At 56.7% G+C, this 26,344-nt stretch carries 26 protein-coding genes; 12 read left to right on the top strand and 14 right to left on the bottom strand.

Annotation, left to right across the window (positions count from 1 at the left end):
- Positions 1 to 2: 2 nt before the first annotated feature.
- From ACXKZG_RS12740 to ACXKZG_RS12730, 3 genes are read right to left on the bottom strand one after another with little or no spacing between them, the layout of a single operon-like run.
- Positions 3 to 2,021 carry an FUSC family protein gene (locus tag ACXKZG_RS12740; protein WP_488874957.1) on the bottom strand — a complete coding sequence of 673 codons (2,019 nt, stop codon included), beginning with the start codon at positions 2,019 to 2,021 and terminating at the stop codon, positions 3 to 5.
- On the bottom strand, positions 2,018 to 2,875 hold the full coding sequence (locus ACXKZG_RS12735; RefSeq protein WP_053143471.1) for an efflux RND transporter periplasmic adaptor subunit: 858 nt from the start codon (positions 2,873 to 2,875) through the stop codon (positions 2,018 to 2,020). Before ACXKZG_RS12735 ends, ACXKZG_RS12740 begins: the two co-directional genes overlap by 4 nt.
- 4 nt (positions 2,876 to 2,879) lie before the next feature.
- Positions 2,880 to 3,116 carry a DUF1656 domain-containing protein gene (locus ACXKZG_RS12730; protein WP_013201948.1) on the bottom strand — a complete coding sequence of 79 codons (237 nt, stop codon included), beginning with the start codon at positions 3,114 to 3,116 and terminating at the stop codon, positions 2,880 to 2,882.
- 146 nt (positions 3,117 to 3,262) lie between these two features.
- On the opposite strand from ACXKZG_RS12730, the gene slyA reads away from it, so the two are divergent.
- Positions 3,263 to 3,700: a transcriptional regulator SlyA gene (slyA, locus tag ACXKZG_RS12725; RefSeq protein ID WP_041692287.1), complete on the top strand. Its 438-nt coding sequence runs from the start codon at positions 3,263 to 3,265 to the stop codon at positions 3,698 to 3,700.
- A 32-nt stretch (positions 3,701 to 3,732) separates the two neighbouring features.
- Here the strand turns inward: slyA and slyB are convergent, their stop codons facing one another.
- The gene (slyB, locus tag ACXKZG_RS12720) at positions 3,733 to 4,200 is read right to left on the bottom strand and encodes an outer membrane lipoprotein SlyB (RefSeq protein ID WP_013201950.1); all 468 of its coding nucleotides are present in this window, start codon (positions 4,198 to 4,200) and stop codon (positions 3,733 to 3,735) included.
- Between the two features lie 278 nt (positions 4,201 to 4,478).
- On the opposite strand from slyB, the gene anmK reads away from it, so the two are divergent.
- The 5 genes from anmK (at position 4,479) to pdxY (ending at position 8,991) form a co-directional block, all read left to right on the top strand.
- On the top strand, positions 4,479 to 5,600 hold the full coding sequence (gene anmK, locus ACXKZG_RS12715) for an anhydro-N-acetylmuramic acid kinase (protein ID WP_013201951.1): 1,122 nt from the start codon (positions 4,479 to 4,481) through the stop codon (positions 5,598 to 5,600).
- Positions 5,601 to 5,621: 21 nt separating this feature from the next.
- A complete protein-coding gene (locus ACXKZG_RS12710) occupies positions 5,622 to 5,933 on the top strand; it encodes an MliC family protein (RefSeq protein ID WP_013201952.1) in 312 nt (103 codons plus the stop codon).
- A 65-nt stretch (positions 5,934 to 5,998) separates the two neighbouring features.
- A complete protein-coding gene (gene pdxH / locus ACXKZG_RS12705) occupies positions 5,999 to 6,655 on the top strand; it encodes a pyridoxamine 5'-phosphate oxidase (RefSeq protein WP_488874956.1) in 657 nt (218 codons plus the stop codon).
- Between the two features lie 136 nt (positions 6,656 to 6,791).
- On the top strand, positions 6,792 to 8,066 hold the full coding sequence (tyrS, locus tag ACXKZG_RS12700; protein WP_488874955.1) for a tyrosine--tRNA ligase: 1,275 nt from the start codon (positions 6,792 to 6,794) through the stop codon (positions 8,064 to 8,066).
- Positions 8,067 to 8,130: 64 nt separating this feature from the next.
- Entirely contained in the window at positions 8,131 to 8,991 is an 861-nt protein-coding gene (gene pdxY / locus ACXKZG_RS12695; RefSeq protein WP_105759127.1) for a pyridoxal kinase PdxY, read from the top strand.
- A 53-nt stretch (positions 8,992 to 9,044) separates the two neighbouring features.
- Here the strand turns inward: pdxY and gstA are convergent, their stop codons facing one another.
- Together gstA and ACXKZG_RS12685 are read right to left on the bottom strand one after the other, a co-directional pair.
- Positions 9,045 to 9,647, bottom strand: coding sequence for a glutathione transferase GstA (gstA, locus tag ACXKZG_RS12690; RefSeq protein WP_013201956.1), 603 nt, complete (start codon positions 9,645 to 9,647; stop codon positions 9,045 to 9,047).
- 114 nt (positions 9,648 to 9,761) lie between these two features.
- Positions 9,762 to 10,664: a LysR family transcriptional regulator gene (locus ACXKZG_RS12685; RefSeq protein ID WP_346598647.1), complete on the bottom strand. Its 903-nt coding sequence runs from the start codon at positions 10,662 to 10,664 to the stop codon at positions 9,762 to 9,764.
- Between the two features lie 96 nt (positions 10,665 to 10,760).
- Between ACXKZG_RS12685 and ACXKZG_RS12680 the strand changes: the two genes are divergently transcribed.
- Both ACXKZG_RS12680 and ACXKZG_RS12675 read left to right on the top strand, forming a co-directional pair.
- On the top strand, positions 10,761 to 11,378 hold the full coding sequence (locus tag ACXKZG_RS12680; RefSeq protein WP_488874954.1) for a glutathione S-transferase: 618 nt from the start codon (positions 10,761 to 10,763) through the stop codon (positions 11,376 to 11,378).
- Positions 11,379 to 11,380: 2 nt separating this feature from the next.
- Positions 11,381 to 12,271 carry a pyridoxamine 5'-phosphate oxidase family protein gene (locus tag ACXKZG_RS12675; protein WP_488874953.1) on the top strand — a complete coding sequence of 297 codons (891 nt, stop codon included), beginning with the start codon at positions 11,381 to 11,383 and terminating at the stop codon, positions 12,269 to 12,271.
- A gap of 54 nt (positions 12,272 to 12,325) precedes the next feature.
- Here ACXKZG_RS12675 and dtpA read toward each other — a convergent pair whose 3' ends face one another.
- The gene (gene dtpA, locus ACXKZG_RS12670) at positions 12,326 to 13,822 is read right to left on the bottom strand and encodes a dipeptide/tripeptide permease DtpA (RefSeq protein WP_488874952.1); all 1,497 of its coding nucleotides are present in this window, start codon (positions 13,820 to 13,822) and stop codon (positions 12,326 to 12,328) included.
- A gap of 663 nt (positions 13,823 to 14,485) precedes the next feature.
- Between dtpA and betI the strand changes: the two genes are divergently transcribed.
- From betI to ACXKZG_RS12650, 4 genes are all read left to right on the top strand, one after another.
- Positions 14,486 to 15,082 carry a transcriptional regulator BetI gene (gene betI, locus ACXKZG_RS12665; RefSeq protein WP_013201961.1) on the top strand — a complete coding sequence of 199 codons (597 nt, stop codon included), beginning with the start codon at positions 14,486 to 14,488 and terminating at the stop codon, positions 15,080 to 15,082.
- 27 nt (positions 15,083 to 15,109) lie between these two features.
- Positions 15,110 to 16,567 (top strand): betaine-aldehyde dehydrogenase, encoded by a 1,458-nt coding sequence (gene betB / locus ACXKZG_RS12660; RefSeq protein ID WP_082267236.1) that lies wholly within the window; start codon positions 15,110 to 15,112, stop codon positions 16,565 to 16,567.
- A gap of 69 nt (positions 16,568 to 16,636) precedes the next feature.
- On the top strand, positions 16,637 to 18,319 hold the full coding sequence (betA, locus tag ACXKZG_RS12655; RefSeq protein WP_346594740.1) for a choline dehydrogenase: 1,683 nt from the start codon (positions 16,637 to 16,639) through the stop codon (positions 18,317 to 18,319).
- A gap of 144 nt (positions 18,320 to 18,463) precedes the next feature.
- A complete protein-coding gene (locus ACXKZG_RS12650; protein ID WP_488874951.1) occupies positions 18,464 to 19,837 on the top strand; it encodes an MFS transporter in 1,374 nt (457 codons plus the stop codon).
- Positions 19,838 to 19,848: 11 nt separating this feature from the next.
- Here ACXKZG_RS12650 and nth read toward each other — a convergent pair whose 3' ends face one another.
- Genes nth through rsxA form a run of 7 tightly spaced genes read right to left on the bottom strand, consistent with a single transcriptional unit; the run spans position 19,849 to position 26,273 of the window.
- A complete protein-coding gene (gene nth / locus ACXKZG_RS12645) occupies positions 19,849 to 20,484 on the bottom strand; it encodes an endonuclease III (protein WP_053143459.1) in 636 nt (211 codons plus the stop codon).
- A complete protein-coding gene (locus tag ACXKZG_RS12640) occupies positions 20,481 to 21,182 on the bottom strand; it encodes an electron transport complex subunit E (RefSeq protein WP_013201966.1) in 702 nt (233 codons plus the stop codon). The genes nth and ACXKZG_RS12640 overlap by 4 nt, the downstream gene beginning before the upstream one ends.
- A complete protein-coding gene (gene rsxG / locus ACXKZG_RS12635) occupies positions 21,175 to 21,804 on the bottom strand; it encodes an electron transport complex subunit RsxG (protein WP_013201967.1) in 630 nt (209 codons plus the stop codon). Before rsxG ends, ACXKZG_RS12640 begins: the two co-directional genes overlap by 8 nt.
- A complete protein-coding gene (gene rsxD / locus ACXKZG_RS12630) occupies positions 21,804 to 22,865 on the bottom strand; it encodes an electron transport complex subunit RsxD (protein WP_488874950.1) in 1,062 nt (353 codons plus the stop codon). The genes rsxG and rsxD overlap by 1 nt, the downstream gene beginning before the upstream one ends.
- Complete coding sequence (gene rsxC, locus ACXKZG_RS12625; RefSeq protein WP_488874949.1) at positions 22,866 to 25,124, bottom strand: electron transport complex subunit RsxC; 2,259 nt, start codon at positions 25,122 to 25,124, stop codon at positions 22,866 to 22,868.
- Entirely contained in the window at positions 25,117 to 25,692 is a 576-nt protein-coding gene (rsxB, locus tag ACXKZG_RS12620) for an electron transport complex subunit RsxB (RefSeq protein ID WP_488874948.1), read from the bottom strand. The genes rsxC and rsxB overlap by 8 nt, the downstream gene beginning before the upstream one ends.
- A complete protein-coding gene (gene rsxA / locus ACXKZG_RS12615; protein ID WP_013201971.1) occupies positions 25,692 to 26,273 on the bottom strand; it encodes an electron transport complex subunit RsxA in 582 nt (193 codons plus the stop codon). The genes rsxB and rsxA overlap by 1 nt, the downstream gene beginning before the upstream one ends.
- Positions 26,274 to 26,344: the final 71 nt, after the last annotated feature.

Raw genomic sequence — 26,344 nt, 5'->3', positions numbered from 1 at the left:
TCTTACGCAGGCGCGCGCGCGCCTTCTGGCAGCGCCTGCTGAAGTTGCGATAGCGAACAGAACAACCGCCAGATAATCCCCGCCAGCTCCGTTTCCCGCGCTCCGCCTTCCGCCGCTAACGACGTCACCATCGCCTGCAATTCATCCAGCGTTTCAGTCAATGAACCGTGATGAACGCCACGCTCGCTGATAATTTGATGGAGATCGCGCAGGGTGGCATCGCGCATGGTCAGCAATGTCGGGGAATCGGAATCCCATTCCCGCAGTTGCCAGACGATATGCGAACAGTTGAGCAACACCACACCCCAGCGTAACAGCCATAGCCTGGCCTGATCGTCCCGGCTGCTGTTCAGCTGATTGATGCGGTGATAAATCAACGATTCGAAACTGCTCTGGCTGAGGTGGGGACGGCGGCTAAGCTGGTCGAGAAATTCCCGACGCAGTGCGCGGATATGCCGGCGGCTGCGGCGCTTATCAGAACTGGGACGCAGGATCTGGAATGCCAGCCAGGCCAGCATCACGCCGCACACCTTGGCGATATTGTCATTCAGGAAAGACTGATAGTCATAAGTCGGCGGATTGGTCACGGCGAGGAATGAGCCGCCAAACACAATCAGCTGTGCCCACAGGCTGGCCCGTTTCTTTTGCTGCAACTTAAACAGCTGCAGCGTAATCAGCAACGGGAACAGGAAAATCAAAAACTGCCACAGCACGCTGACCTGCACCATCAGACCAAATTTGATGATAAAGCTGAACACGGACAGCAGCATCAACGTTTTTAACAGTAAGGAAACGCTGTTGGTAGGCGAAGGCACCGACGAGTAAAGCACACAGCTGATCGCCGCTAAGGTGATGGCGGCATCCCCGGAATCCCACTGCGTGGTGATGGTAAACGCGCACCCGAGCATGATGACCACGAAGGTTCTCAGTGCACTCCAGCTGGCTTCAGCGCTGTCGGTATGGCGGGCAAGGGCAGGGACAGCAGGCGGCGACAGGCTGGTGTCGGCATCTGCCCGTTCAAATAATCGCAGCCAGCGGCTGATATTCAGGTACATCCAGCAGAAGTAGCGCAAGCGGTGCCAGAAAGCCTGATGGCGGTAATCGCCTTTATCGCCTGGCGCCGCCGCGCTAAGGATCTGCGCCAGGCGGTATTTACTGCAGTCACTTTTTGCCAGCTCGTTAAGCAATTCATGCATTGCGGTAAACAGCACGTCTGGCGGATCGGGCCAGTTCAACAGCATGCGCCGCAGGCTGGAGATCACGCTGGTCATGCGCAGCTGCTGGTGCAGCACGTAATTAAGCACGTTGTTCTGTCGCCGGAAGCGGTAATGGCTCCAGAACGCCTGAATGCGCAGCAAATTCATGGTCAGGATTTGGCTGATCACACTTTCGTGGGCACCGCGCACATTGTCCGTGGTTTCCTTTTGCAACAGTAATCCGGCATGTTCCAGCAGCCTGGTGTGCATTTCGTTCAACGACTTAATCAGCGCATCGCCGTCTGAGGTGCTGGGCAGCACCATCATCATCAGCCCGCCGCACAAAATGCCGGAGATCACCTCACACACCCTGGCCTGGGTGATATCCCACAGATCGTTGATGTCGGTGATATTCACCGTAGTGAAGGCAATGATGGCGGCAGTGTAGCCCGCCAGCGAGAAGGCATAGGCGACGTTATTCTGATAATGGTTGGCAATCCAGGTACAAAGCGCCAGCCAGGCGGACATCGCCAGCGCGAACAGCCAGGGCTCATTCAAGGTGTGACCGGCAATCAGTAACGCGGCGCTGGCACCCAGCAGGCTGCCGGCAATACGCCCAAGGCTTTTACTGATCACGCCACCGACGGTAGGAAAGCTGACCACCGCGGCGGAGGTCATTGCCCAGTAGGGTTCATCGAGCTGCAGACCATAAGCTATGCTCAGCGCCAGACACATGGCGATGGCGTTACGTAAGGCGTAGCGCCACTGACCACCGGTGGCTTTTATCCACGGCAGATTCTGCCATTCCAGCCAGCTCAGGTTCATGGCTGAACAGAAACGGTGCAGGTGGTGCCAGCGACCAGCGGCAGATCTTTCGGAACGTCAGTCAGGCGGATACGCACCGGCACGCGCTGCGCCAGGCGCACCCAGGGAACGTTAGGTTTGATATCGGGCACCAGGCCGCTGTCTGTCTCCACGCTCTGGTCATAGATTGCGCGACCAATACTTTCGACTTCGCCCTGCAGTTCGCGATCGTCGCTATACAGCCGGATTGAGGCTTTGTAGCCCGGACGAATATGACGCAGTTTGGTTTCTTCGAAGTAGCCCATGACATAGAACGAGTGGCTGTCGACCAGCGCGAAGACCGGCGTACCGCTGGTGGCATAATTGCCCGGGCGGATCACCAGATTGCTGATCCAGCCATCTGTCGGCGCGGTAATTTGGGTCTGTGACAGGTTCCAGTTGGCCTGATCCAGCTCTGCCTGAGCGGCTTTGGCTGCGGCATCCATTCCTTTAGCCGTCAGGTTGGCGGCATCCAGGTCTTCGGCGGAAATGACATTGCGCGGCAGGCTCTGGCGACGCCGCGCCTCGTGCTGCGCTTTGACTAAGTCAGATTGCGCCTTTGCTAATTGAGATTGAGCATTTAACACGGCAATACGAAAGGGTTCATCATCCAGCACTAAGAGTTTGGTGCCTTTGGTAACGAACTGGTTATCTTTCACCAGCAGTTGCTCAATGCGGCCAGATACCTGCGGCGTAATGTTTACCAGTTCAGCGCGGACTTTGCCGTCTCGCGTCCAGGGCGACTGCATATAGTAGTTCCACAGCCACCAGCCGGCGAGCAGGGCAGCAGCAAAGAAAATAACCGTGGAAAAATATTTTAAGGTGCTGAATTTCATGCGATCACCAGGAGATAAGCAGCCACAGCGAAGCGCTGACGCAGAGAATAAAAAGGGAGAGGTCTAACAGCGTGGGATGCCAGATTTCGCCTGAATAGATCCAGCCTCGCAGCAGCGGATGGAGCAGCAACCAGATGAAAAAGCCCAGCAGCACGGCCTTAAACAGCGGTGGAAAATAGACCGAAGCACCGAACACTAAATCGGTTAGCGGTGATGGAGATGAAAAATGTGCGTTATCCACGGAAGAAATCCTTCTTGCCTGGCCGTTAACGGCGCCGGGTAATCAATACGTTTCATGACGGATGAATTTGTATTTTGTCCTGTAAACTCGCAGAATAGTCTAAAATGAGGCTTAATAGCTAGCAAGCTAATTATAAGGAGATGAAATTGGATACCCCTTTAGGATCAGACCTCTCGCGATTGGTGCGTATCTGGCGGTCATTGATTGACCAACGCCTTAAACCACTGGAACTGACACAGACACACTGGGTAACGCTGCACAACATACACCAGTTGCCACCGGATCAGTCTCAGATCCAACTGGCCAAAGCGATTGGCATCGAGCAACCTTCACTGGTCCGCACGCTGGATCAGCTGGAAGAGAAGGGGCTGATTACCCGCACAACCTGCGCAAGCGACCGTCGTGCGAAGCGTATCAAACTGACGGTAGAAGCAGCGCCGGTTATCACTCAGGTTGAGCATGTAATTGATGCGACCCGTGATGATATTTTGTCTGGCATCTCACAAAGCGAGATAGACAAGATGGTGACGTTGATTGCCCGTCTGGAAAAGAACATTCTCGAACTGCAAAATCGGGATGAATAAAAAAACCGGCAATTGCCGGTTTTTTTTATCACTTAGCGTGGTGAAACGGTGACCTGGCTACCATTTGACGCCATGGTCACACGCTGACCAACAGCATAACGGCTGGCCGCTTGTTTCTGAACCACCATGATGGTGTTGCCATCATCCTTACGGATTTCCAGCTCCACACCCTGCGATTTATTGACCGCGCCCTGCACGCCCTGACCCGCAACGCCACCGGCAACAGCACCTGCGGCAGTCGCCAGACTGCGACCCGTACCGCCACCCAGCGTATTACCGAGGAAGCCACCGAGCACGGCACCGCCGATTGCGCCGATCACATTACTGTCATCACCGCCCTGGATTTGTACCGGACGTACGGAAACCAGCGTACCGTATGTAACGTTCTGCACCTGCTTGGCTTCTGAGGCGCTGTAAACATCGCCAGAAAGCGTGTCAGTATTGGTGCATCCTGCCAAAGTCACGCCGGTCAGTGCCACGATTAATAAGCGCTTTATCATCGTTAAAACTCCTTAGTTATCCATTAGCTGCCGTCAGCTGTGCAGCGATCAATAGGGTAATTATATGTTACGAGCCGAAGATTCGGGGAAAAAAACTGCTGAGGTAAGTGTACCGCAGCACGAATAAACCCTGACTCAATCAGCTGCAAAATTGACTCAACCACGCCAGAAAACGCTACAGGCTCCAAAAATGGCTAGTTAATCATAGAATTGCCTGGTTAATTTTGCGAGGCTATATGCAGGATCCTTTTTACACCTAAAGCAGGTAAGGCGAAACCATGAGATCAGGACGTTATATCGGCGTTATGTCCGGAACCAGCCTGGATGGCATTGACGTGGTGCTGGCGGCGATAGATGAGCGGATGGTGGCGCAGCAGGCCAGCTATTGTCATCCGCTGCCTGCCGCCTTGCGCCAGGCAATTTTATCCATCTGCCAGGGGCAGTCGTTAACCCTGTCACAGCTTGGACAGATTGATACGCAGTTGGGCAGGGTATTTGCCGAAGCGGTTCAAACCCTCATCCAGCGTGAAGGGTTAGAGCGTGAGGACATCACCGCCATTGGTTGCCATGGACAGACCGTCTGGCACGAACCGCAGGGCGAGGCGCCAAACACGCTGCAAATTGGCGATAATAACCAGATTGTTGCCGCCACCGGGATCACCGTGGTGGGCGACTTCCGCCGTCGCGATATGGCCTTAGGCGGACAGGGCGCACCGCTGGTTCCCGCCTTCCACCAGGCGATCCTGATGCATCCCGAAGAGCGTCGGATGGTGCTGAACATTGGCGGTATTGCCAATCTGTCTCTGCTGATCCCCGGCAAGCCCATCGGCGGCTACGATACCGGCCCGGGCAATATGCTGCTTGATGCGTGGATCTGGCGCCATCAGCAAAAAAGCTACGACAAAGACGGCGAATGGGGCGGTCAGGGCAGCGTGGTCATGCCGCTGTTGCAACAGATGCTGGCCGATCCGTGGTTTGCGTTGCCGGCCCCGAAATCCACCGGCCGTGAGTATTTCAATATGAGCTGGGTAGAACAACAGCTCTCACTGTTCCCGGGTCTGCAACCGCAGGATGTTCAGGCCACGCTGGTGGAACTGACGGCCACCACCATTGCCGAACAGGTGATGCTGAGTGGCGGCTGTGAACGATTGTTGGTCTGCGGCGGCGGCAGCCGCAACCTGTTGCTGATGTCCCGACTGGGATCTTTGCTGCCGGGAACCGAAGTGGGCACCACCGATGAAGCCGGGATCAGCGGCGATGATATGGAAGCACTGGCGTTTGCCTGGCTGGCCTATCGCACGCTTTCAGGTCTGCCCGGCAATTTACCGTCCGTTACGGGTGCCAGAGAAGCCTCGGTGCTTGGGGCGATCTATCCGGCTAATCCAGGCCATTACCGCTAAACACTGTCCACCGGAGAGAAAATGAAACGCATTTTGTTAGTCACCACCGCGGCGTTGTTGTCAGGCTGCAGCTATTTCCACGCTGAGCCGGAACAACTGAAAACCCTGCATTACACCTGCGGCACCTTACCGTTAACGGTTAGCCTTGATAATGCCCGCCAGGAGGTTAACCTTATCCTTGACGGCAATCCGCTGACCTTAAAACAGCAGGAGGCCGCTTCCGGCACGCGCTACAGTGACGGGAAATATGTTTTCTGGTCGAAAGGTGACGGCGCATTTATCGAGCGTAACGATAAAATCATCATCAATGACTGTCGCCTGGACGCCAGTTAAGCCGTTGAAACCCATTGGGATCGGGCGCACAATGTGCCATCCCCCTGTCAGCAGAAGCCTGAGCGATGAACGAGAGTGATAACCTGCAGCAGATTGCCCATCTGCGCCGTGAATATACCCGTGGCGGCCTGCGCCGTAACGATCTGCCTGCCGATCCGCTGGCGCTGTTTGAACACTGGCTGGGCCAGGCGGTGGACGCCCAGCTGCCGGATCCGACGGCGATGAGCGTGGCTACCGTTGACGAGCACGGCCAGCCTTATCAGCGCATCGTGCTTTTAAAGCATTTCGACCCGCGCGGCATGGTGTTCTACACCAACCTCGGCAGCCGTAAAGCGCATCATCTGGAAGCCAACCCGCGCATCAGCCTGCTGTTTCCCTGGCACATGCTCGAGCGGCAGGTGATGGTGCTCGGCACGGTGGAAAAGCTGTCGATTATTGAGGTGCTGAAATACTTCCACAGCCGTCCGCGTGAAAGCCAGATTGGTGCCTGGGTGTCAAAACAGTCCAGCCGTATTTCTGCCCGTGGCGTGCTGGAAGGCAAATTCCTCGAGCTGAAGCAAAAGTTCCAGCAGGGCGAAGTGCCCTTGCCAAGTTTTTGGGGCGGATACCGCATCAAAATTGACTCGATGGAGTTCTGGCAGGGCGGTGAACATCGCCTTCATGACCGTTTTTTCTACCAGCGTGATGCTGACGGCTGGAAAATCGACCGACTCGCCCCGTAATTCCGCGAAATAATCCCGTTAAGCGCTGGCACAGAGTGCGTCAGCGCTTTATTCTATATGCCTTATTTTTTCTTCCGCGAGTCAGCGGAAAGCTGTGTACCAGCTAAGGTGCAGACTTTTCTACATGGAGTCACAGATGGCCAGCAGTAACCTGATCAAACAATTGCAAGAGCGCGGGCTGGTAGCCCAGGTAACGGATGAAGACGCGTTAGCAGAACGACTGGCGCAAGGGCCAATCGCGCTGTATTGCGGCTTCGATCCTACTGCCGACAGCTTGCATTTGGGCCATTTGGTGCCGTTACTCTGCCTGAAACGCTTCCAGGATGCCGGTCACCGTCCGGTGGCGCTGGTGGGCGGCGCAACCGGCCTGATCGGTGATCCGAGCTTCAAGGCGGATGAGCGTAAGCTCAACACCAGCGAAACGGTCGGCGAGTGGGTCGAGAAAATTCGTCACCAGGTTGCACCGTTCCTCGACTTTGACTGTGGCGATAACAGCGCGATTGCGGCCAATAACTACGACTGGTTCGGCAAAATGAACGTGCTGACCTTCCTGCGTGATATCGGCAAGCACTTCTCCGTTAACCAGATGATCAATAAAGAAGCGGTTAAGCAGCGTCTGAACCGTGACGATCAGGGCATCTCGTTCACCGAATTCTCTTACAACCTGTTGCAGGGTTATGACTTTGCCTGCCTGAACGAGCGTCACGGCGTCGCGCTGCAGATTGGCGGCTCCGATCAGTGGGGCAATATCACCTCCGGTATCGATTTGACCCGTCGCCTGCATCAGAATCAGGTCTTTGGCCTGACGGTTCCGCTGATCACCAAGTCGGACGGCACCAAATTCGGTAAAACCGAAGGCGGCGCGGTCTGGCTGGATGCCAGCAAAACCAGCCCGTACAAGTTCTACCAGTTCTGGATCAACACCGCTGACGCCGACGTCTATCGCTTCCTGAAGTTCTTCACCTTTATGAGCCTGGAAGAGATCAACGCGCTGGAAGAAGAAGACAAAAGCAGCGGCAAAGCCCCACGCGCGCAGTATGTGCTGGCGGAGCGGGTCACCCGTCTGGTTCACGGCGAAGAAGGTCTGGCCGCGGCAGAACGTATTACCAAAAGCCTGTTCTCTGGCTCGCTGAGCGAAATGACCGAAGCCGACTTTGAACAGCTGGCGCAGGACGGCATACCGTTTGTGGCGCTGGATCGCGGTCAGGATCTCCAGCAGGCGATGGTCGATGGCGATTTGGCCCCGTCACGCGGTCAGGCGCGTAAGCTGATCGAATCCAAAGCGGTCAGCATCAACGGCGAGCCGCAGTTGAGCGCTGAATATACCTTTGCCGAGACCGACCGCCTGTTTGACCGCTTTACGCTGCTGCGTCGCGGCAAGAAAAACTACTGTCTGATCGTCTGGAAGTAATCAAACAACGTATAATCAGGCCGGCTTGTCCGGCCTTTATTTTTGGCAGGGTTCAGGTTTCGCTATGAAAAACATACTTTCTATTCAATCCCATACCGTTTTTGGTCATGCCGGAAACAGTGCTTCCGAATTCCCTATGCGTCGTATGGGCGCAAACGTTTGGCCGCTGAACACCGTGCAGTTCTCTAACCACACGCAGTACGGCAAATGGGCTGGCATGGTCATGCCGGCCACGCATCTGACGGAGATTGTGAAAGGGATTGCCGATATCGATCGGCTGAAGACCTGCGATGCGGTGTTGAGCGGCTATCTGGGTTCCGAAGAGCAGGGCGAGCAGATTATGGAGATCGTCCGTCTGGTGAAAGCGGCAAATCCGGATGCGTTGTATTTCTGCGATCCGGTGATGGGACACCCGGAAAAAGGCTGCATCGTGGCACCCGGCGTGGCCGAGTTTCATACCAAAGTGGCGATGCCCGCCAGCGATATCATCGCACCGAACCTGATCGAGCTCGAAATCCTCAGTGGCCACGCGGTCAACAACGTTGAGGAAGCGGTCGCCACGGCGCGCGAACTGATTGCTCAGGGACCGAAACTGGTGCTGATCAAGCATCTGGCCAGGGCCGGACAGCGCAGCGATCGCTTTGAGATGCTGCTGGTCACTGCGGATGAAGCCTGGCATATCAGCCGTCCGCTGGTCGATTTTGGCGTCCGTCAGCCGGTTGGCGTGGGTGATTTGACCAGCGGCCTGCTGCTGGTGGATATCCTGCAGGGCAAATCGCTGCGCGAGGCGCTGGAGCATATCACCGCAGCGGTATATGAAGTGATGCTGAAAACCCACGAGATGGGCGAATATGAGCTGCAGCTGGTTGCGGCCCAGGATGCCATTGCCAATCCTCAACAGCATTTTGGTGCGATGAAGCTCTGATGGTTTTCCCCCTCAGCCGCCATCGCTGAGGGGAATGTCTGCTGAATGTCCGATCACATCCCTTCGGCCTTCAGCGCCGCTTCTACCGCCGGACGTTCTGCTACCCGCGTAAACCAGCTTTCCAGCTCCTCAAAACCCGCCAGATCCAGCTTGAGGGCTTTTGCCCAACGTACCATGGTAAACAAATAGGCATCCGCCACGCTGAACTTCAGCCCCATCAACCACTGTTTACCTTCCAGTTGCTGATTCACCCAGCTGAACTTGCCGTGCAGTTTCTCGCGCAGCTGGGTTTTGTATGCTTCGGGAGTCGCCGATCCAAACAGCGGGCTAATGGTTTTATGCAGCTCGGTGGCAATAAAGTTCAGCCATTCGACGGTCTGATAACGCGTCAGGTGACCGGTGGGGGCCAGAAGATGGCGGTCGGGTTTCAGGTCGGCGAGGTACTGAACGATGGCAACGCCTTCGGTCAGCACGGTGCCGTCATCCAGCAGCAGCGCCGGGACCTGGCCCTTCGGATTGGTCAGCAGATAGTCTTCCTGCTGCTCGGTTTTCTTGCTCTGCAAATCGACGGCGACCAGCGTAAAATCGAGGCCTGTTTCCTGCAGGACGATATGCGGAGAAAGCGAACAGGCGCCAGCCTTATAATACAGTTTCATCGGTGCTCCTTTAGCTCAGTGGCGAAAGATCTTCCAAGCTTAATGCTGACTGGTGAAAAAGTCAGCGCTCGGCGGCGCACTTCTGCAAACTATCTGGCTGATTTTAAGCCGACCTCAGACTGAGGGATGAAAACAGGGCAACGCGGGAAGCGTTTCACGCGCCATATCCCAGAAAGCCCGCACGCGGGCAGGCATATACTTCAAATTCTGCGTAACCAGCTGAACCGGCAGGCCAGGCGGCCGGTAATCGGCTAACACCTCACAAAGCAGCCCCTGTTGCAGTTCTTCGAACGCCTGATAGGAGAGCAGACGGGTGATCCCTTTGCCTGCACGCGCTGCAATCAGCTGCGTTTCCACTTCATTCACCATCATTGCCGGCTGGATGCGTACCCGCTCCTGATTTTCCGGTGGGCCAAACCGCCACTCTCGGCTGGAACTGATCGAGGTGCCCGCAATCAGCAGGTGATTAACCAAATCGCCGGGCGATGTCGGCGTGCCTGCTGTTGCCAGATAGGCCGGGCTGGCTAACACAATGCGCTGCACGCTACCCACCTCAACGGCCACCAGCGAGGAGTCGCGCAGTTGCCCAATGCGGACTGCCATATCCAGCCCCTGTTCAATCAGGTCCTGATAGCTGTCGTTCAGCAGAAGCTCAATCTGAATATCGGGATAGCTGTCGAGAAACTGCATCACCAGCGGCGCAATGTGCTTTCTGCCAAACTGTACGGGTGCCGTCACGCGTAACAGCCCGGTTAGCTGGGTGCGCGCGGCATCCTGGATCGCCAGCGTATAGTCGTTAAGCAGGGTTTTGGCACGCTCAAACAGCACCAGGCCCGCGGGCGTCGGCGAAAGGTGTCGGGTGGTTCGCTCAATCAGGCTGGCGTCAAAGCGGCTCTCCAGTGACGCCAGCGCGCGGGTAATGGCCGGCGGAGAACGACGCAGCTTTCGCGCCGCGCCCGCCAGGCTGCCCTGCTGAACCACGGCAACAAACACCTCAAGCTCATCCAGTTTGTCCATGATTATTCCGATAAATGAAATTATGAATTGCCATTTTGCAGGTTTTACCTCGTTTATCGCAAGAGTAAGCTTATCTAAACCCTAAAGGAGACGCTCATGACCGCTTTAACGTTGTACACCACACCGCTTTCCGGCCACGGCCACCGCGTTAAGTTACTGCTTACGCTACTGAACTTGCCGTTTGAAGAACGTGAGGCCGGCGCAGAGCAACGTAAAACGGCCGAGTTTCTTGCGGTAAACCCCCTCGGGCAGGTACCGGTGCTGATCGATGACGGCACGGCGATTGTCGACAGCAACGCCATTTTGATTTGGCTGGTGAAGCGCTATGCGCCAGACAGCCAGTGGCTGCCAAAGGATCTCAAACAGGAAGTGGAGGTCCACCAGTGGCTGGCGAAGGCCGCGGGCGAGATCCGCTATGGCGTGGCGTCGGCCAGGCTGATCAAACAGTTTTCCACGCCGGAAAACTACGACTCGGCAAAGAGCGTGGCGGCGAAATTCCTGCCACAGATGGCGCAACATCTCAGCGGCAGACGCTGGCTGGTGGGCGAGCAGGCGACGCTGGCCGATGTGGCCTGTTACGCCTATGTTGCCTGTGCGCCGGAAGGGGGCATCACTCTGACGCCGTTCCCGGCCATTCAACGCTGGATTCAGCAGGTGGAGGCAATCCCTGGATTTGTTGGCCTGCCTCCGCTGCCGATCCCTGAGGCAGGTTAATCATGTTCCACCCGGGTGAAAGACTGGCGCAGCAGAAGGCGGGGTATGGTGCGGTGCGGGCAGCCGTCTATCCGAGCATGCCCGATCAGCACCGGCAATTTTACGCCGGTCTGAATGCCTTTTATTTGTCGGCGCTGGATGAAACGGGCTTTCCCGTCGCGATGCGATTGCAGGGTTCGACCGGTTTTGTTGATAGCAATGATCCGTCGCGGCTGGAGATTGCCCGGGAAGCGATTAACGACGCGCCACTGCTACCGCTGCTGAAGCCGGGAATGCCCGTTGGCGGGCTGGGGATCGACTTCTCGAACAGAAGGCGCAACCGGGTGAATGGCGTGGTGGAGACGGTTAACGATCTGCATGTCACTATCCGGGTACTGGAAAGTTTCGGTAACTGTCCGAAGTACATCCAGCGGCGGGAGATCCCGGGCGGCAGCGAAGGGCGCATACCGCGCGTGGAGGTTGAACCTTTGCAGGCGTTGGATGCCGATGCCCGCTATCTGATTGCCGCCACCGACACCTTTTTTGTTGCCAGCTATGCCCAGCGCGAGAATGGGGTGGGCGGTGTGGACATTTCGCACCGGGGAGGCCTGCCAGGCTTTATCACCGTGCAGCAGGGTAAATTACGCATCCCGGACTACAGTGGTAACCGCTATATGAACACGCTGGGCAATTTGCTGGTTGAACCGCGATGCGCACTGTTGCTGCTGGACTTTCATCAGGGCGCTGCGCTGCATATTCAGGGACGGGCCGAGATTGAGTGGCAGTCGCCTGCGCAGGGGCTGACCGAACGTTACTGGCAGGTTGAGATTGAAAACGTCACCCGACTGCGTCAGCTGTTTCCTGCTGCCGGACTGCAGGTGGAGTTTGCTGACTCTTCGCTGGCCGCCGGATAACGGGCATAAAAAAGGGCGACATCACGTCGCCCTTATTCGCTTAACCACGTTGGATTAGATTTTGGCTTCTTTCAGCTCGGACTGTTGGTCGTCCTGGGTCATGCGGTTTAGCTTAGGCGCGGTCAGCATCATCAGAATGGCAATCACACCGGTTGCCACCCCAATCTGCAAGAACACATCGCCGTAAACGTGCAGCGACTGCAGCGGATCGGTGATGTTTTCCGGCACCGCCATCAGATTCGCCACCTTACCGGCAATCATCGCAGCACCGGCAGTGGTCAGGAACCATGAACCCATAATAAAGCCCATCAGACGCTGCGGCACCAGTTGCGCCACCATCGCCAGGCCCAGGCCGGAAATCATCAGCTCGCCGACGCTTTGCAGCGCGTAGCTGAGGATCAGCCAGTTCACGGAAACGATGCCCATCTGGTTAGCGAATTTCGCGCCCAATGGCAGCACCAGGAAGGCGGCGGAGCAGAGGATCATCCCCAGCGCAAACTTGTGCGGCATCGGCATCCGATCGCCCATCTTGTTATAGATGGCGGCCAGAATCGGGCTGAAAATCATGATCCAGAACGGGTTCAGGGCCTGGAACTGCTCTGGCTCAAACGCGATACCGAGAATGCTGTGCTCAACGTTGCGGATGGCAAAGAAGTTCAGCGAGGTTGGCATCTGCATATACAGAACGAAGAACACCACCGCCTGAACCATCAGGATGAAAGCGACGATCATCTTACGACGGGCCGCCCCTTTCATGGCGAAGGCTTCTTTGGCGAAAATCAATACGATACCGGCAGCAATCACGGCCAGCACCAGGCGCGCGATGCCCTGGTTATGCAGCAGCCAGGTCGCCAGTGCCACCAGCGCGGCGACACCGACCAGCGTTGCCAGCAGTTTGCCGATGTGCAGCGGCTGGAAGTCCGGCCTGGAGCCGTAATTCTTCACCCACTTGCGGAACATCATAAAGTTGACCAGCGTCAGCAGCATGCCCACAAACGACAGTGAGAACGCCACGCTCCAGCCAAATTTCGCGGCCAGCCACGGGGTGGCGAGCATAGAGAAGAAGGAGCCGATGTTGATCGCCATGTAATACATGGTGAACGCGCCATCCAGACGGGGATCGTCTTTGTCATAGCAGGTTGAAAGCAGGGCGGAGGGGTTGGCTTTAAACAGGCCGTTACCGACGGCAATGGTTGCCATGCCGATATACACCAGGCCGACGTCATGACCTGACCAGGCGACCAGCGCGTAGCCCAGAGCCAAAACCAGCGTACCCAAAACGATAACGCGTTTGGTGCCAAGGACCTTATCGCCCAGCCAGCCGCCGACGGCAACCAGACCGTAAACCAGCGCACTGAACGAGGAGAACAGGGTGATCGAGTCGGCTTCTGACATGCCCAGCTGTTTCACCAGGTAGACGGCCATGATGCCTTGCAGGCCGTAATAACCGAAGCGTTCCCACAGTTCGACTGAGAAGATCAGGTAGAACGATTTAGGTTGCTTGAACGCATTGAGGCTGCTTGCCTCGGGATGTTTGTTTGCAGTTGACACTGGTACCTCTGGAGTTCGTATCCTGATTCGACATAGAAAATAAGTCGTCGTCATTCAAGGTGGGCATTCGCCGCATGATTATAAGAGTGGAAAAGCGGCGATTAATTTCGCTCATCGGGCCACATCAGGCAAGTGTTTTTTCATATGTCGCCCGCGCACCGCTCGGAAGTGTTAAAGATAAGTTAATAGCGGCGGGGCGGATGATTACACTGATAAATTCTACAACGGCGATATAAGTGGCTTAAATAAGACGTAAGTTTATCCAACTGGCGGAGTAACCAACTTAGCGCATAAAGATAGAGCAATCTGTCGCCAGAGATTAACCCGGCAATATTAATGACCATTCGGGCGGTTTTAATCAGTCTTACAGACCCGAAAGCATCGAAAAGCGCAATTTTAGCGCAGGCGGAACGCCTGAATGTGATTTAGATCACTTTAAAATCACATATTAAATCTTGAAAAATAAGCCTGAACCTTCCCGAGCGGCTTTACAGCTGAAATCACACATTTTTTTTGCTCTCGCAGTGATTTTTCACCGCAATGTGATTTTTATAACATTTTAACCACGGGCGCCTTCAGGCCTTGAAATTTTTTATTGATTGAACGTTCAATATAAAAAGTCTATAATCCCTGTCATTCAATAGTTAAAACCGATGATGCACGATGCCAAAAGTGGGAATGAAAGCCATACGTCAGGCGCAACTGATCCGCGCCACGCTGACGGTAATTGACAGGGTGGGACTGGCCGATGCCAGTCTGGCCTTGATTGCCAAAGAGGCCGGCGTCTCGACCGGGATTGTCAGCCACTATTTTGGCGACAAGAATGGTTTGCTGGATGCCTGTATGCGTCAGATCCTTTCCGACTTATACCTGGCGGTCGATCATCATCGTAAACAGGCGGATGACCAGCCGGCGTCGCAGATTCGCGCCATTATTGATGGCAACTTTGACGTCTCGCAGATTGCCGGGCCGGTGCTAAAAACCTGGTTGGCCTTCTGGACCAACAGCCTGCATCAGCCTGATTTGCAGCGGTTGCAGCGGATTAACGATCGCCGCCTTTATTCGAACCTGACCGCGCAGTTTGCCCGGGTTCTCCCGGCGCAGCAGGCCCGCGATGCGGGTGCCAGCCTGGCGGCACTGATTGACGGTTTGTGGTTGCGTATGACCTTAGCGCCGCAGCCGATGGCAAACGGCGTCGAAAACGCCCGTGAGCTTTGTTATCAAAATCTCGCGTTGTGGCTGAACGCCGCAGCACACTAACCCCCCAAAGGAGGATGCATGGCAGATATGCAACGCCGTGGACTTTATATTAATGGCCGTGAAGAACCCGGTCATGGCGAAACATTCACCACCATCAATCCCGCCAATGGCGAAGTGCTGGCTGAGATCACCTCTGCCAGCCAGCAGGATATTGACCGTGCCGTGGCCTCGGCTGAAGCCGGCCAGCGTATCTGGCGTGGCTATACGCCGGTTGAGCGTAGCCGTGTGCTGCTGAAAGCAGTTGCGCTGCTGCGTGAACGCAATCAACAGCTGGCGGAGCTGGAAACAGCCGATACCGGTAAGCCCATCAGCGAAACGGCGGCGGTCGATATCGTCACCGGTGCTGACGTGCTGGAGTACTACGCCGGTCTGGCAGTTGCAGTAGAGGGAGAATCCATTCCTCTGCGCGACAGCGCGCTGGTTTATACCCGCCGCGAACCGCTGGGCGTCTGTGCCGGTATTGGCGCGTGGAACTACCCGATTCAGATTGCCCTGTGGAAAAGCGCCCCGGCGCTGGCCACCGGCAACGCGATGATCTTCAAGCCAAGCGAAGTCACGCCGTTAAGCGTGCTGGAACTGGCCAAAATCTTTACCGAAGCCGGTCTTCCGGACGGCGTGTTTAACGTGGTTCAGGGCGCAGGCCCGGTCGGCCAGGGTCTCAGCCAGCATCCAAAAATTGCCAAAGTCTCCTTCACCGGTGAAGTGAAAACCGGTAAACGCGTCATGGCGGATGCGGCACTGGCGAACCTCAAATCCGTCACCATGGAACTTGGTGGCAAATCACCGCTGATCGTGTTTGAAGATGCCGAGCTTGAGCGTGCCGTCGACGGCGCGATGATGGCCAACTTCTACAGCAGCGGTCAGGTGTGCACCAACGGCACCCGCGTCTTTGTTCACCGTTCGCTGCTGCCGGCCTTTGAAAAACGCCTGCAGGAAAAAATGGCCGGCATCAAAGCCGGTGACCCGCTGGATCCCGAGGTCAACTTTGGACCGCTGGTCAGCGAAGGGCACTGCCAGAAGGTCGTCTCTTACCTCGATATCGGTAAAAAAGAGGGCGCACGCGTATTGGCAGGCGGTTCACGTATGACTGACGGCGCGTTCGCCAAAGGGTGCTACGTCGAAGCCACGGTCTTCACCGACTGCACCGACGATATGCGCATCGTGCAGGAAGAGATCTTTGGTCCGGTGATGAGTGTGCTGGTATTTGATGACGAGCAGGAAGTGATCGATCGCGCTAACAACACCGAATACGGTCTGGCAGCGGGTATTTTCACCACCTCGCTGAACCGCGCCCATCGCGTGATCCATCAGATGGAAGCGGGGATTTGCTGGGTGAATACCTGGGGCGAATCACCGGCACCTATGCCTGTCGGTGGCTATAAGCAGTCTGGCGTCGGCCGTGAAAACGGACTGGAAACGCTGCACCACTATACCCGCACCAAATCCATCCTGATTGAGATGGGCGAGTATCCTTCCGCGTTCTGATGCGCGCGCTTTTTTTCGCAGTCTGATTTTTTTGCCGCGGCAGTACTGTCGCGGCTATCTGGAGGCTTAATGCAGAAATTTGATTATATTATTATTGGCGCTGGTTCAGCAGGTAACGTACTGGCCACGCGACTGACTGAGGATGCTGACGTATCGGTACTTTTACTGGAAGCGGGCGGGAAAGATCACCGCTGGGACTTCCGTACCCAAATGCCAGCCGCTTTGGCTTACCCGCTGCAGGGTAAACGTTATAACTGGGCGTTTGAAACCGATCCTGAGCCGAAGATGAACAACCGCCGCATGGAGTGTGGTCGTGGTAAAGGTCTGGGTGGCTCTTCCCTGATCAACGGCATGTGCTACATCCGCGGCAACGCGATGGATTACGACAACTGGGCCAGCAAGAAAGGGCTGGAAAACTGGTCGTATCTGAACTGCCTGCCGTATTTCCGCAAGGCAGAGAAACGCGACATCGGCGAGAACGACTATCACGGTGGCGAAGGTTACCTGAGCGTCACCACGCCAAAAGCCGGCAATAATCCGTTGTTCCGTGCCTTTATTGATGCGGCCACTCAGGCCGGTCACCACGAAACGGATGACCTTAACGGTTATCGCCAGGATGGCTTCGGCCCGATGGACCGCACCGTGACCGCCCAGGGCCGCCGTTCCAGCACCGCCAGAGGCTATCTGGACGTGGCCAAGCAGCGTTCAAACCTGACCATCGTCACCCATGCGCAGACGGACCGCATTCTGTTCAGCGGCAAAACCGCCACGGGCGTCAGCTGGTTACGCAACGGCAAAGAAGAGCAGGCGCACGCCACGCGTGAAGTGCTGCTGTGTGCCGGTGCGATTGCCTCGCCACAGATCCTGCAGCGTTCCGGTGTCGGCCCTGAAGAGTGGCTGCGCGAGCTGGACATTGACGTGGTGCATGCGTTGCCGGGCGTCGGTCGCAACTTACAGGATCACCTGGAAGTGTATATGCAGTTCCGCTGCAAAAAACCGGTCAGCCTGTATCCGTCGTTACAGTGGTGGAACCAGCCGGCTATCGGTGCCGAATGGCTGTTTAACGGCACCGGCATTGGTGCCAGCAATCAGTTTGAAGCCGGCGGCTTTATTCGCAGTGATGACAAGCCAGACTGGCCGGATCTGCAATACCACTTCCTGCCCGTTGCCATCAACTACAACGGCAGCAGCCCGGTAAAAGAGCACGGTTTCCAGGCACACGTGGGCCCAATGCGTTCGATGAGCCGTGGCCGCGTCAAGCTGACCTCGAAGCATCCGTATGCCGCGCCGTCGATCTTCTTCAACTACATGTCTGAAGATCGTGACTGGGAAGAGTTCCGCAACGCGGTGCGTCTGACGCGTGAAATCATGCAACAGCAGGCGCTTGCCGAATATTGTGGCGAAGAGATCCAGCCGGGTGCACATGTGCAGAGCGATGAAGATATCGATACCTTTATCCGCGAGCATGCTGAGACCGCCTATCACCCCTGCGGCAGCTGCGCGATGGGGAACGACGAGATGGCCGTGGTCGATGCCCAGGGCCGCGTACACGGTATGCAAAACCTGCGAGTGGTCGATGCGTCGATCATGCCGCAAATCACCACCGGTAACCTGAATGCGCCAACGGTAATGATTGCCGAGAAAATGGCGGATCTGATCCGTGGCAAAACGCCGCTGGCGCTGTCCACCGCGGAGTATTACCAGCTGCAGCGTGAACAGGCCGAAGTGGCGGCTGAAGAAGGCATTAAATAATCACTGACTGTCGGAGCAGGGAACACTCCTGTTACGTGAAGCCGATAGCGAAGAGGGCGGAATGAAAATTCCGCCCTTTTTTTTAACCCGCCCGCGATCATTTTTTCCTATAGTAAACTTTTAGTCCATGGACCGACGCTTAACATGACCAAAGCCACCGCCTTAGCGCTGCTTGTTGCAGTGACCTTTTTTATGGAAAACCTCGACGCCACGGTGATCACCACCGCCATCCCGCAAATGGCGAAAGAGTTCAGCGTCAGTCCGGTGTCGCTGAACATCGGTATCAGTGCCTATCTGCTGGCGGTGGCGATCTTTATTCCCATCAGCGGCTGGCTGGCGGACCGGTTTGGTGCGCGAACCATCTTTACCGCCGCCATCCTGATTTTTACCTTTGCCTCGATTCCCTGCGGCCTGAGCCAGGACCTGATGCTGTTTACCCTCAGCAGGATCCTGCAGGGTATCGGGGGTGCGCTGATGGTGCCGGTCGGGCGGATGGTGGTGCTGCGGGTGACCGAAAAGAAAGACATGGTCAAAACCATCGCCTTTATCACCTGGCCGGGTCTGATTGCACCCGTTATTGGGCCGTTGCTCGGCGGAATGATCGTCAGCTACGGTCACTGGCCGTGGATTTTTTGGCTAAACATCCCGTTGGGAATAGTGGCAATTATTGTCACCCTGTACCTGATGCCGCAGTTTAAAGCTGAAGAGAAACGGCAGTTTGATGTTAAGGGGTTCCTGCTGATCTCCTCGACCTGCACCCTGATTATCATTGCCATTGAATGTATGGGCGGCCTGTCGATGTCGCTGGGCATTCTGCTGCTGGCGCTGGGCGTGGTGTGCAGCCTGCTGGCGTGGCGTCACAGCCTGCAACATGCAATGCCGTTGCTCTCGCTGTCGATGCTACGAATTCCGACCTTCAGAAGTGCGGTGGTGGGAGGATCCTTCTTCCGTGCGTCGATTAATGCCATTCCTTTCCTGTTACCGCTGCTGTTCCAACTGAGTTTTGGCTGGAGTGCCGCGCAGGCAGGGTCGATGGTGTTGTGGGTATTTGCCGGTAATCTGGCGATGAAACCGGCGACCACCTGGCTGATGTTCAGATTTGGTTTTAAACGGATCCTGTTTCTTAACGGGGTGCTCAGCGTCCTTTCGATTCTGAGCTGCCTGTTTATCACGCCGGCGCAGGGATATGTGTTGATCGCCGCCATCCTGTTTATTGGCGGACTGTCGCGGTCGTTGCAGTTCAGCTGTTATAACAGCATGGGATTTGCCGATGTGCCGCGTGAAAAACTGAGTGAAGCCTCGGTGATCTTCAGCATCCTGTTCCAGTTCAGCATGAGCTTTGGCATTGCCATTTCGGCGATGATCCTGCGATTTTCCATGCAGCTTGCCGGGCAAACCTCACCCAGCCAGCAGGATATCCATATCGCCTTTGCGGCGATTGCCGTACTGGTGGTGATGTCGCTGGTGGATGTCTGGCGGCTGGAAAAGAATGCGGGAGAGAAGGTGCTGGCACGATAAACCGGGGCCGGTCAGACCTCGGTTTTCTCGCCAAACTCGCAGAGATCTTCAATCAGACAGGAGCCGCAGCGCGGCTTGCGCGCCACGCAGGTGTAGCGGCCATGCAGGATAAACCAGTGATGGCAGTCGACCTTGAACTCTTTCGGCACCACCTTCAGCAGTTTATCTTCGACCAGCTCAACGTTCTTGCCGGGGGCAAAGTTGGTGCGATTGCAGACGCGGAAAATATGGGTATCGACAGCGATGGTCGGCCAGCCAAAGGCGGTATTCAGCACCACGTTAGCGGTTTTGCGTCCCACACCGGGCAGCGCTTCCAGCGCGGCACGATCTTCCGGCACCACGCCCTGATGCTGCTCGTGCAGGATGCGGCAGGTCTTGATCACGTTCTCGGCTTTGGTGTTAAACAGGCCGATGGTTTTGATGTACGCCTTCACGCCCTCCACCCCTAACGCCAGCATCGCTTCCGGCGTATTGGCCACCGGATAGAGTTTAGCGGTGGCTTTATTCACGCTGACATCGGTTGCCTGCGCCGAAAGCAGTACCGCAATCAACAGCTCAAAAGGGGAGGTAAATACCAGTTCCGTGGTGGGATGCGGGTCGTTGTCCCGCAACCGGCTCAAAATTTGCTGACGTTTGTCCTTATTCACAGCGCGCTCGCTTTCCCTTCAGGCAGGCTTTGGGCTTCCTGAGCGGCTTTCAGCGCCGCACGTGCCTTCAGCTTGTTGTCGATAACGTATTTGGCGGCCAGCAACATACCGAGACCAATAAACGCGCCCGGTGGCAGCATTGCCAGCAGCATTGGCGAATCAAAATGGAACACCTGAATGCGCAGCACTTTCGCCCACGGGCCTAACAGCTGGTCTGCGCCATTGAAAATGGTGCCGTTACCGATGATCTCGCGCAGTGAACCCAACACCACCATCACGCTGGTGGCGCCAAGTCCGATGAAACAGCCGTCGAGCGCCGAAAGCGCGACGCTGCTTTTCGAAGCAACCGCCTCGGCGCGTCCCACCACGATGCAGTTGGTGACGATCAGCGGGATAAAGATCCCTAACGACTGATACAGGCCGTAGGCATAGGCATTGATCAGCATCTGTACGCAGCTCACCACCGCCGCAATGATCATCACGTAGATAGGAATGCGGATATCAGCAGGCACCCAACGACGTGAAGCCGAGATCGCCGAGTTGGTGCAGGTCAGCACCAGGGTCGTTGCCAGGCCGAGGCCAAGGGCGTTGGTGGCGGTCGAGGTGACTGCCAGCAGGGGACACAGCCCCAGCAGCTGAACCAGCGCGGAGTTATTCTTCCACAGGCCGCCGACAATCAGCGTTTTTGCTTCACTCATTGGACTCTCCACAAGGTGACAGGGAAGCGAGCTTACCTGGCAATGTTTCAATATATAGCGTGGTGCGTTTAGAGGCGTTGACCACCGCGCGGGGGGTAATGGTCGCCCCGGTGAACTGGTCGAAGGTGCCGCCATCTTTCTTCACCGCAAACTGGGTGTCGTCTTTGCCTTTCAGCTGCACGCCGTTAAAACTGTTGATCCAGTTCGAAATGCGCAGCTCAATTTTATCGCCAAGGCCCGGCGTTTCATGGTGTTCAACCACGCGCACGCCCAGTACTTTACCGTTAAAGTCGGCGCCAACAATCATCTTAATGGCTCCAGAATAGCCGTCCGGTGCCGTAGTCTCAACCGCAGCGGCCACCGGCTTGTCATCTTTACGCGCCAGGTAGACGTGCTGAGGGCCCGCGCCCAGCGCCGGATCGGTGACAATGTAACATTCCTGCTGAATGTGGTTATTATACAGGTCGGTCGGAACCACCTGATCCAGCAGGATTTTTTGCTGGAGTTCGGTCTGATGATCGATGGTTGGCTTGGTGACATTGTTAATTATCGCCGTCACGCCGGTGGTCACGGCAGCGAAAACCGCCAGCGTGACGCCATTTTTACGAATCGCATCCAGCATTATTTTTCCTTCCGGTGGCCGTAAACGCGCGGCTGCGTGTAGTAATCAATTAACGGCACGGTAATATTTGCCAGCAACACCGCAAAGGCCACGCCATCCGGATAGCCGCCAAAGCTGCGGATCAGCCACACCAGCAAGCCAATCAACACGCCATACACCAGGCGGCCTTTATTGGTGGTTGATGCGGTGACCGGATCGGTGGCAATAAAGAACGCGCCCAGCATGGTGGCACCGGAGAACAGATGCACCATTGGCGACACCAGGCTATCCGGCGAGAAGAACCAGCCCACAAAGGAAAACAGCGCCAGCGAGAGCAGGATGCTGATCGGGATGTGCCAGCGAATGCTATTGGTAAACAGCAGGAACAGGCCGCCGACCAGATAGCCGACGTTGACCCACTGCCAGCCCAGACCGGCAATCACGCCGCTGTAAATCGGCTGTGCCCGTAACTGTTCAGCGCTGTGCCCGGCACGCAGACCGGTTTTAAAGGTATCCAGCGGCGTGGCCTGACTGATGCCATCCACGCCAATCTGCAACTGCTGCATGGTATGGCCAGCCAGCGTATGACCCTGGAAGATCATGCTCAGGGTGTCCATAAAGCCCGGCGTGATCGACTGCAAGGTATCCGGCGGCAACCAGCTGGTCATCTGCACCGGGAAGGAAATCAGCAACACCACATAACCGACCATCGCCGGGTTGAACGGGTTCTGGCCCAATCCGCCATACAGTTGCTTGGCGATCACCACCGCAAACACCGTACCAATCACGATCAGCCACCAGGGTGCCAGCGGGGGAATACTGATCCCCAACAGCAGCGCGGTCAGCAGGGCGGAATTATCGCCGAGGGTTTTAGACAGCGGCAGTTTACGCATTTTCAGGATTGCCGCTTCCGCAGCGACCCCGGCGACGGCGGCAATCAGCACCTGAATCAGGTTACCCCAGCCAAAAAAGTACAGCTGGGCGGCAATGCCCGGTAAGGCAGCCAGCAACACCAGCAGCATGATGGTGCTGGTGCTGCGGCGGTTGTGGGTGTAGGGCGAACTTGCGATACGAAAAGCCATTTAATCCTCTTGCGTCGATTGCTGCGCCTTGCGCGCTTTTACACGTGCGATGGCCGCCGCCACTGCCGCTTTGCGGGGATCGTCTGAAGGTTCAGACGGCCCTGCGGAATGCGTGTCGTTATGAGCGGCAGTCTGTTCTGGCGCAACATCAGCCTGTTTGACGGGCTCAGATGCCGCCGCCTGTGCCGCTTTCCTGGCTTTAGCACGGGCGATGGCTGCCGCAACCGCCGCTTTACGCGGGTTGACCGGTTCTTCAGTCGGCTCCGGCGCAGCAGCTTGCGCCACCGGCTCAGCATCGGCTTCTTTATCAGCGGCCAGCGCGGCTTTCTTGGCTTTAGCACGGGCAATAGCGGCCGCAACAGCCGCTTTACGCGGGTCGAGCGGTTCTTCAGTCGGCTCCGGCGCAGCAGCTTGCGCCACCGGCTCAGCATCGGCTTCTTTATCAGCGGCCAGCGCGGCTTTTCGGGCTTTCGCCCGCGCCACGGCGGCTTCTACTGCGGCTTTACGCGGATCGACCGCCGGTTCGGCATCAGCTGACGCCGGTTCAACCTGCGCGGCTTTTTTGGCTTTCGCGCGCGCAATGGCGGCTTCAACCGCCGCTTTACGCGGATCGCCCACCTGACGGGTCGCCGGTTCGGTTTCAGACTGGCGTTCTGCGCCATGCGCCAGTGCCTGAGCATGGCGTGCATTGCGTTGTGCGGTCTGTACCGGATTGTCAGCGTCTGCCAACTGCTGCGCCTCAGCCTCTTTTTTCGCCTTAACGCGGGCTAACGCTGCTTCAACGTTGTCGGCATCGCTGCGGGTGACCGGGCGTTTAGCCTGCTGATGGCGCGCTTCACGGGCCAGCTTTTCACGCTCAAGGCGTTCCTGACGCGCTTCAAACCGGGCCTTGGCCTGCGCATTCCGCTCGGCTTCAAGGTCGATGGCGCGGATCTCGGCTTTTTCCTGACGGTAATACTGCACCAGCGGGATATTGCTTGGGCAGACGTAGGCACAGGCGCCGCATTCAATGCAGTCGGCGATATTGTGCTCGCGCGCTTTATCGTGATCCTTACCGCGGCTGTACCAGTACAGCTGCTGAGGGAGCAGGGCGGCCGGGCAGGCATCGGCACAGGCGCTGCAACGAATACAGGATTGCTCTGCTTCGTTGTCGCCCATTTCGTTGGCCGCCGGGGCCAGAATGCAGTTGGTGATCTTCACCACCGGCACATCAAGCGTGGGCAGCGTAAAGCCCATCAACGGGCCGCCCATCACCACCATCTGGCCGGATGCCGGACTGAAGTCGGCATTGTGCAGCAGATGGCTGATCGGGGTGCCGAGACGACCCCAGACGTTGCCGGGTTTGCCGACCGATTCGCCGGTCAGCGTCACCACGCGCTCGGTCAGCGGTTCGCCGTTGACGATCGCCCGTTTAACCGCAAAGGCGGTGCCGACGTTCTGCATCAGCACGCCAATATCGGTTGAGCGGCCGCCGTGCGGCACTTCCAGCCCGGTCAGAATCTTGGTCAGCTGCTTGGCGCCGCCCGACGGGTATTTGGTCGGCACCACGCGGATCTGGATATCTTTGGCTTCACCCAGCGCTTTTTTCAGCGCGGCGATGGCCTCAGGCTTGTTATCTTCGATGCCAATCAACACCCGGTCAGATTGCAGCACCCAGGCGAGAATGCGGCTGCCTTCGATCACTTCGTCCGCGCAGTCCTGCATCAGACGATCGTCAGCGGTAATGTAGGGTTCGCACTCGGCCGCGTTAATGATCAGCGTACTGACGCCGCGCAAACCGCCTTTAAGCTTGGTGGCAGTAGGGAAGCCTGCACCACCGAGACCGGCCACGCCCGCCTGGTGGATCAGGTTCACAATCTCACTGCGATCGGCCTGACGGTAATCCGCCACCGGCTGAAGTTCGCACCAGCGGTCTTCACCGTCAGGCGTCAGATAAATGCACATTTCAGCCAGCGCGGAAGGATGCGCGGTGATATGCGGCCCAATCGCTTCGATGGTGCCGGAGCTGGGCGCATGCACCGGCAACATCCGGCCACGACCAAAGGTCAGCGGCTGGCCGCGCAGCACGTTATCGCCAGGGCTCACCAGCAGTTCACCTTCATGGCCAATATGCTGCTTGATCGGAATAATAAAGCGCGCGGGCAAAGGAAGCTGGCGTAACGGCGTGCCGTTAGACTGGGTTTTCATTTCAGGAGGATGAATGCCCCCTTCGAAATCCCAGATTGGCTCTTTCTTTAAGAATTTGAACAGATTACGCATGACGTTCCACAGAAATAACTTTGATCGGGATAGTGTTTAAATCCCACTTCCAGCTGGCGGTGGTTGGCGCAACCGGACGCATCTCAATACAGTCAGTTGGGCAAGGGGCCACGCAGAGGTCGCAGCCGGTGCAGACGTCGCTCAGCACGGTGTGCATCGCGCGGGTCGCGCCAACGATGGCGTCAACCGGGCAGGCCTGAATGCATTTGGTACAGCCGATACAGTTCTCTTCATCGATCCAGGCGACCTTGCGCTCTGGCTCCAGCACCGCTTCGTCACCGAGCGGTTGCGGCTCAACGTTTAACAGCGCCGCCAGCTTCAGCATGGTCTGCTCGCCGCCTGGCGCGCACTTGTTGATCATCTCACCGTTGTTGCCCACCGCATCGGCGTAAGGACGGCAGCCAGGATAGCCGCACTGGCCGCACTGGCTTTGCGGCAAAATCGCATCGATCTGCTCAACAATCGGATCTTCTTCCACTTCAAAACGGCGTGAGGCGTAGCCCAACAGGCCACCAAACACGAGGCCCAACACGCTCAACACCGCAATAGCAATCCACACCGCAGTCATCAGAATTTTACCAGCCCGGTGAAGCCCATAAAGGCCAACGCCATCAGACCCGCCGTCACCAGCGCTATCGAGGAGCCTTTAAACGGGGCAGGGACTTCAGCCAGCACCAGACGTTCGCGGATGCCGGCAAACAGCACCATCACCAGCGAGAAGCCCAGCGCGCCGCTAAAGCCAAACAACGCGGCCTGCAGGAAGGTGTGATTAAGGTTAACGCTCAGCAACGGCACGCCCAGCACCGCACAGTTGGTGGTGATCAGCGGCAGGAAAATCCCCAGCAGACGATAGAGATCCGGGCTGGTTTTGCGCACCACCATCTCGGTGAACTGCACCACCACCGCGATCACCAGGATATAGGCCATCGTGCGCAGGTAAACGAGATCCAGCGGTAGCAGAATAAAGTGGTTTACCAGCCAGGCGCAGATCGAGGCCAGGGTGATAACGAATGTGGTGGCGAGTCCCATGCCAATCGCCGTCTCCAGTTTTTTGGAAACGCCCATAAAGGGACAGAGGCCGAGAAACTTCACCAGAACGAAGTTGTTCACCAGCACTGTGCCAACAAAAAGAAGCAGGTATTCGGTCATGTTTTGGCCTGATAAAAAGAAAGCCGCCTATTATCGAACATTGGCGGCTTTACGACAACATACCAGCAGTA

The sequence above is a fragment of the Erwinia sp. 2186 genome (assembly GCF_057812255.1).
The sequence above is the reverse complement of the archived record's forward strand: the minus strand, read 5'-3'. Positions and strand labels throughout refer to the sequence as shown.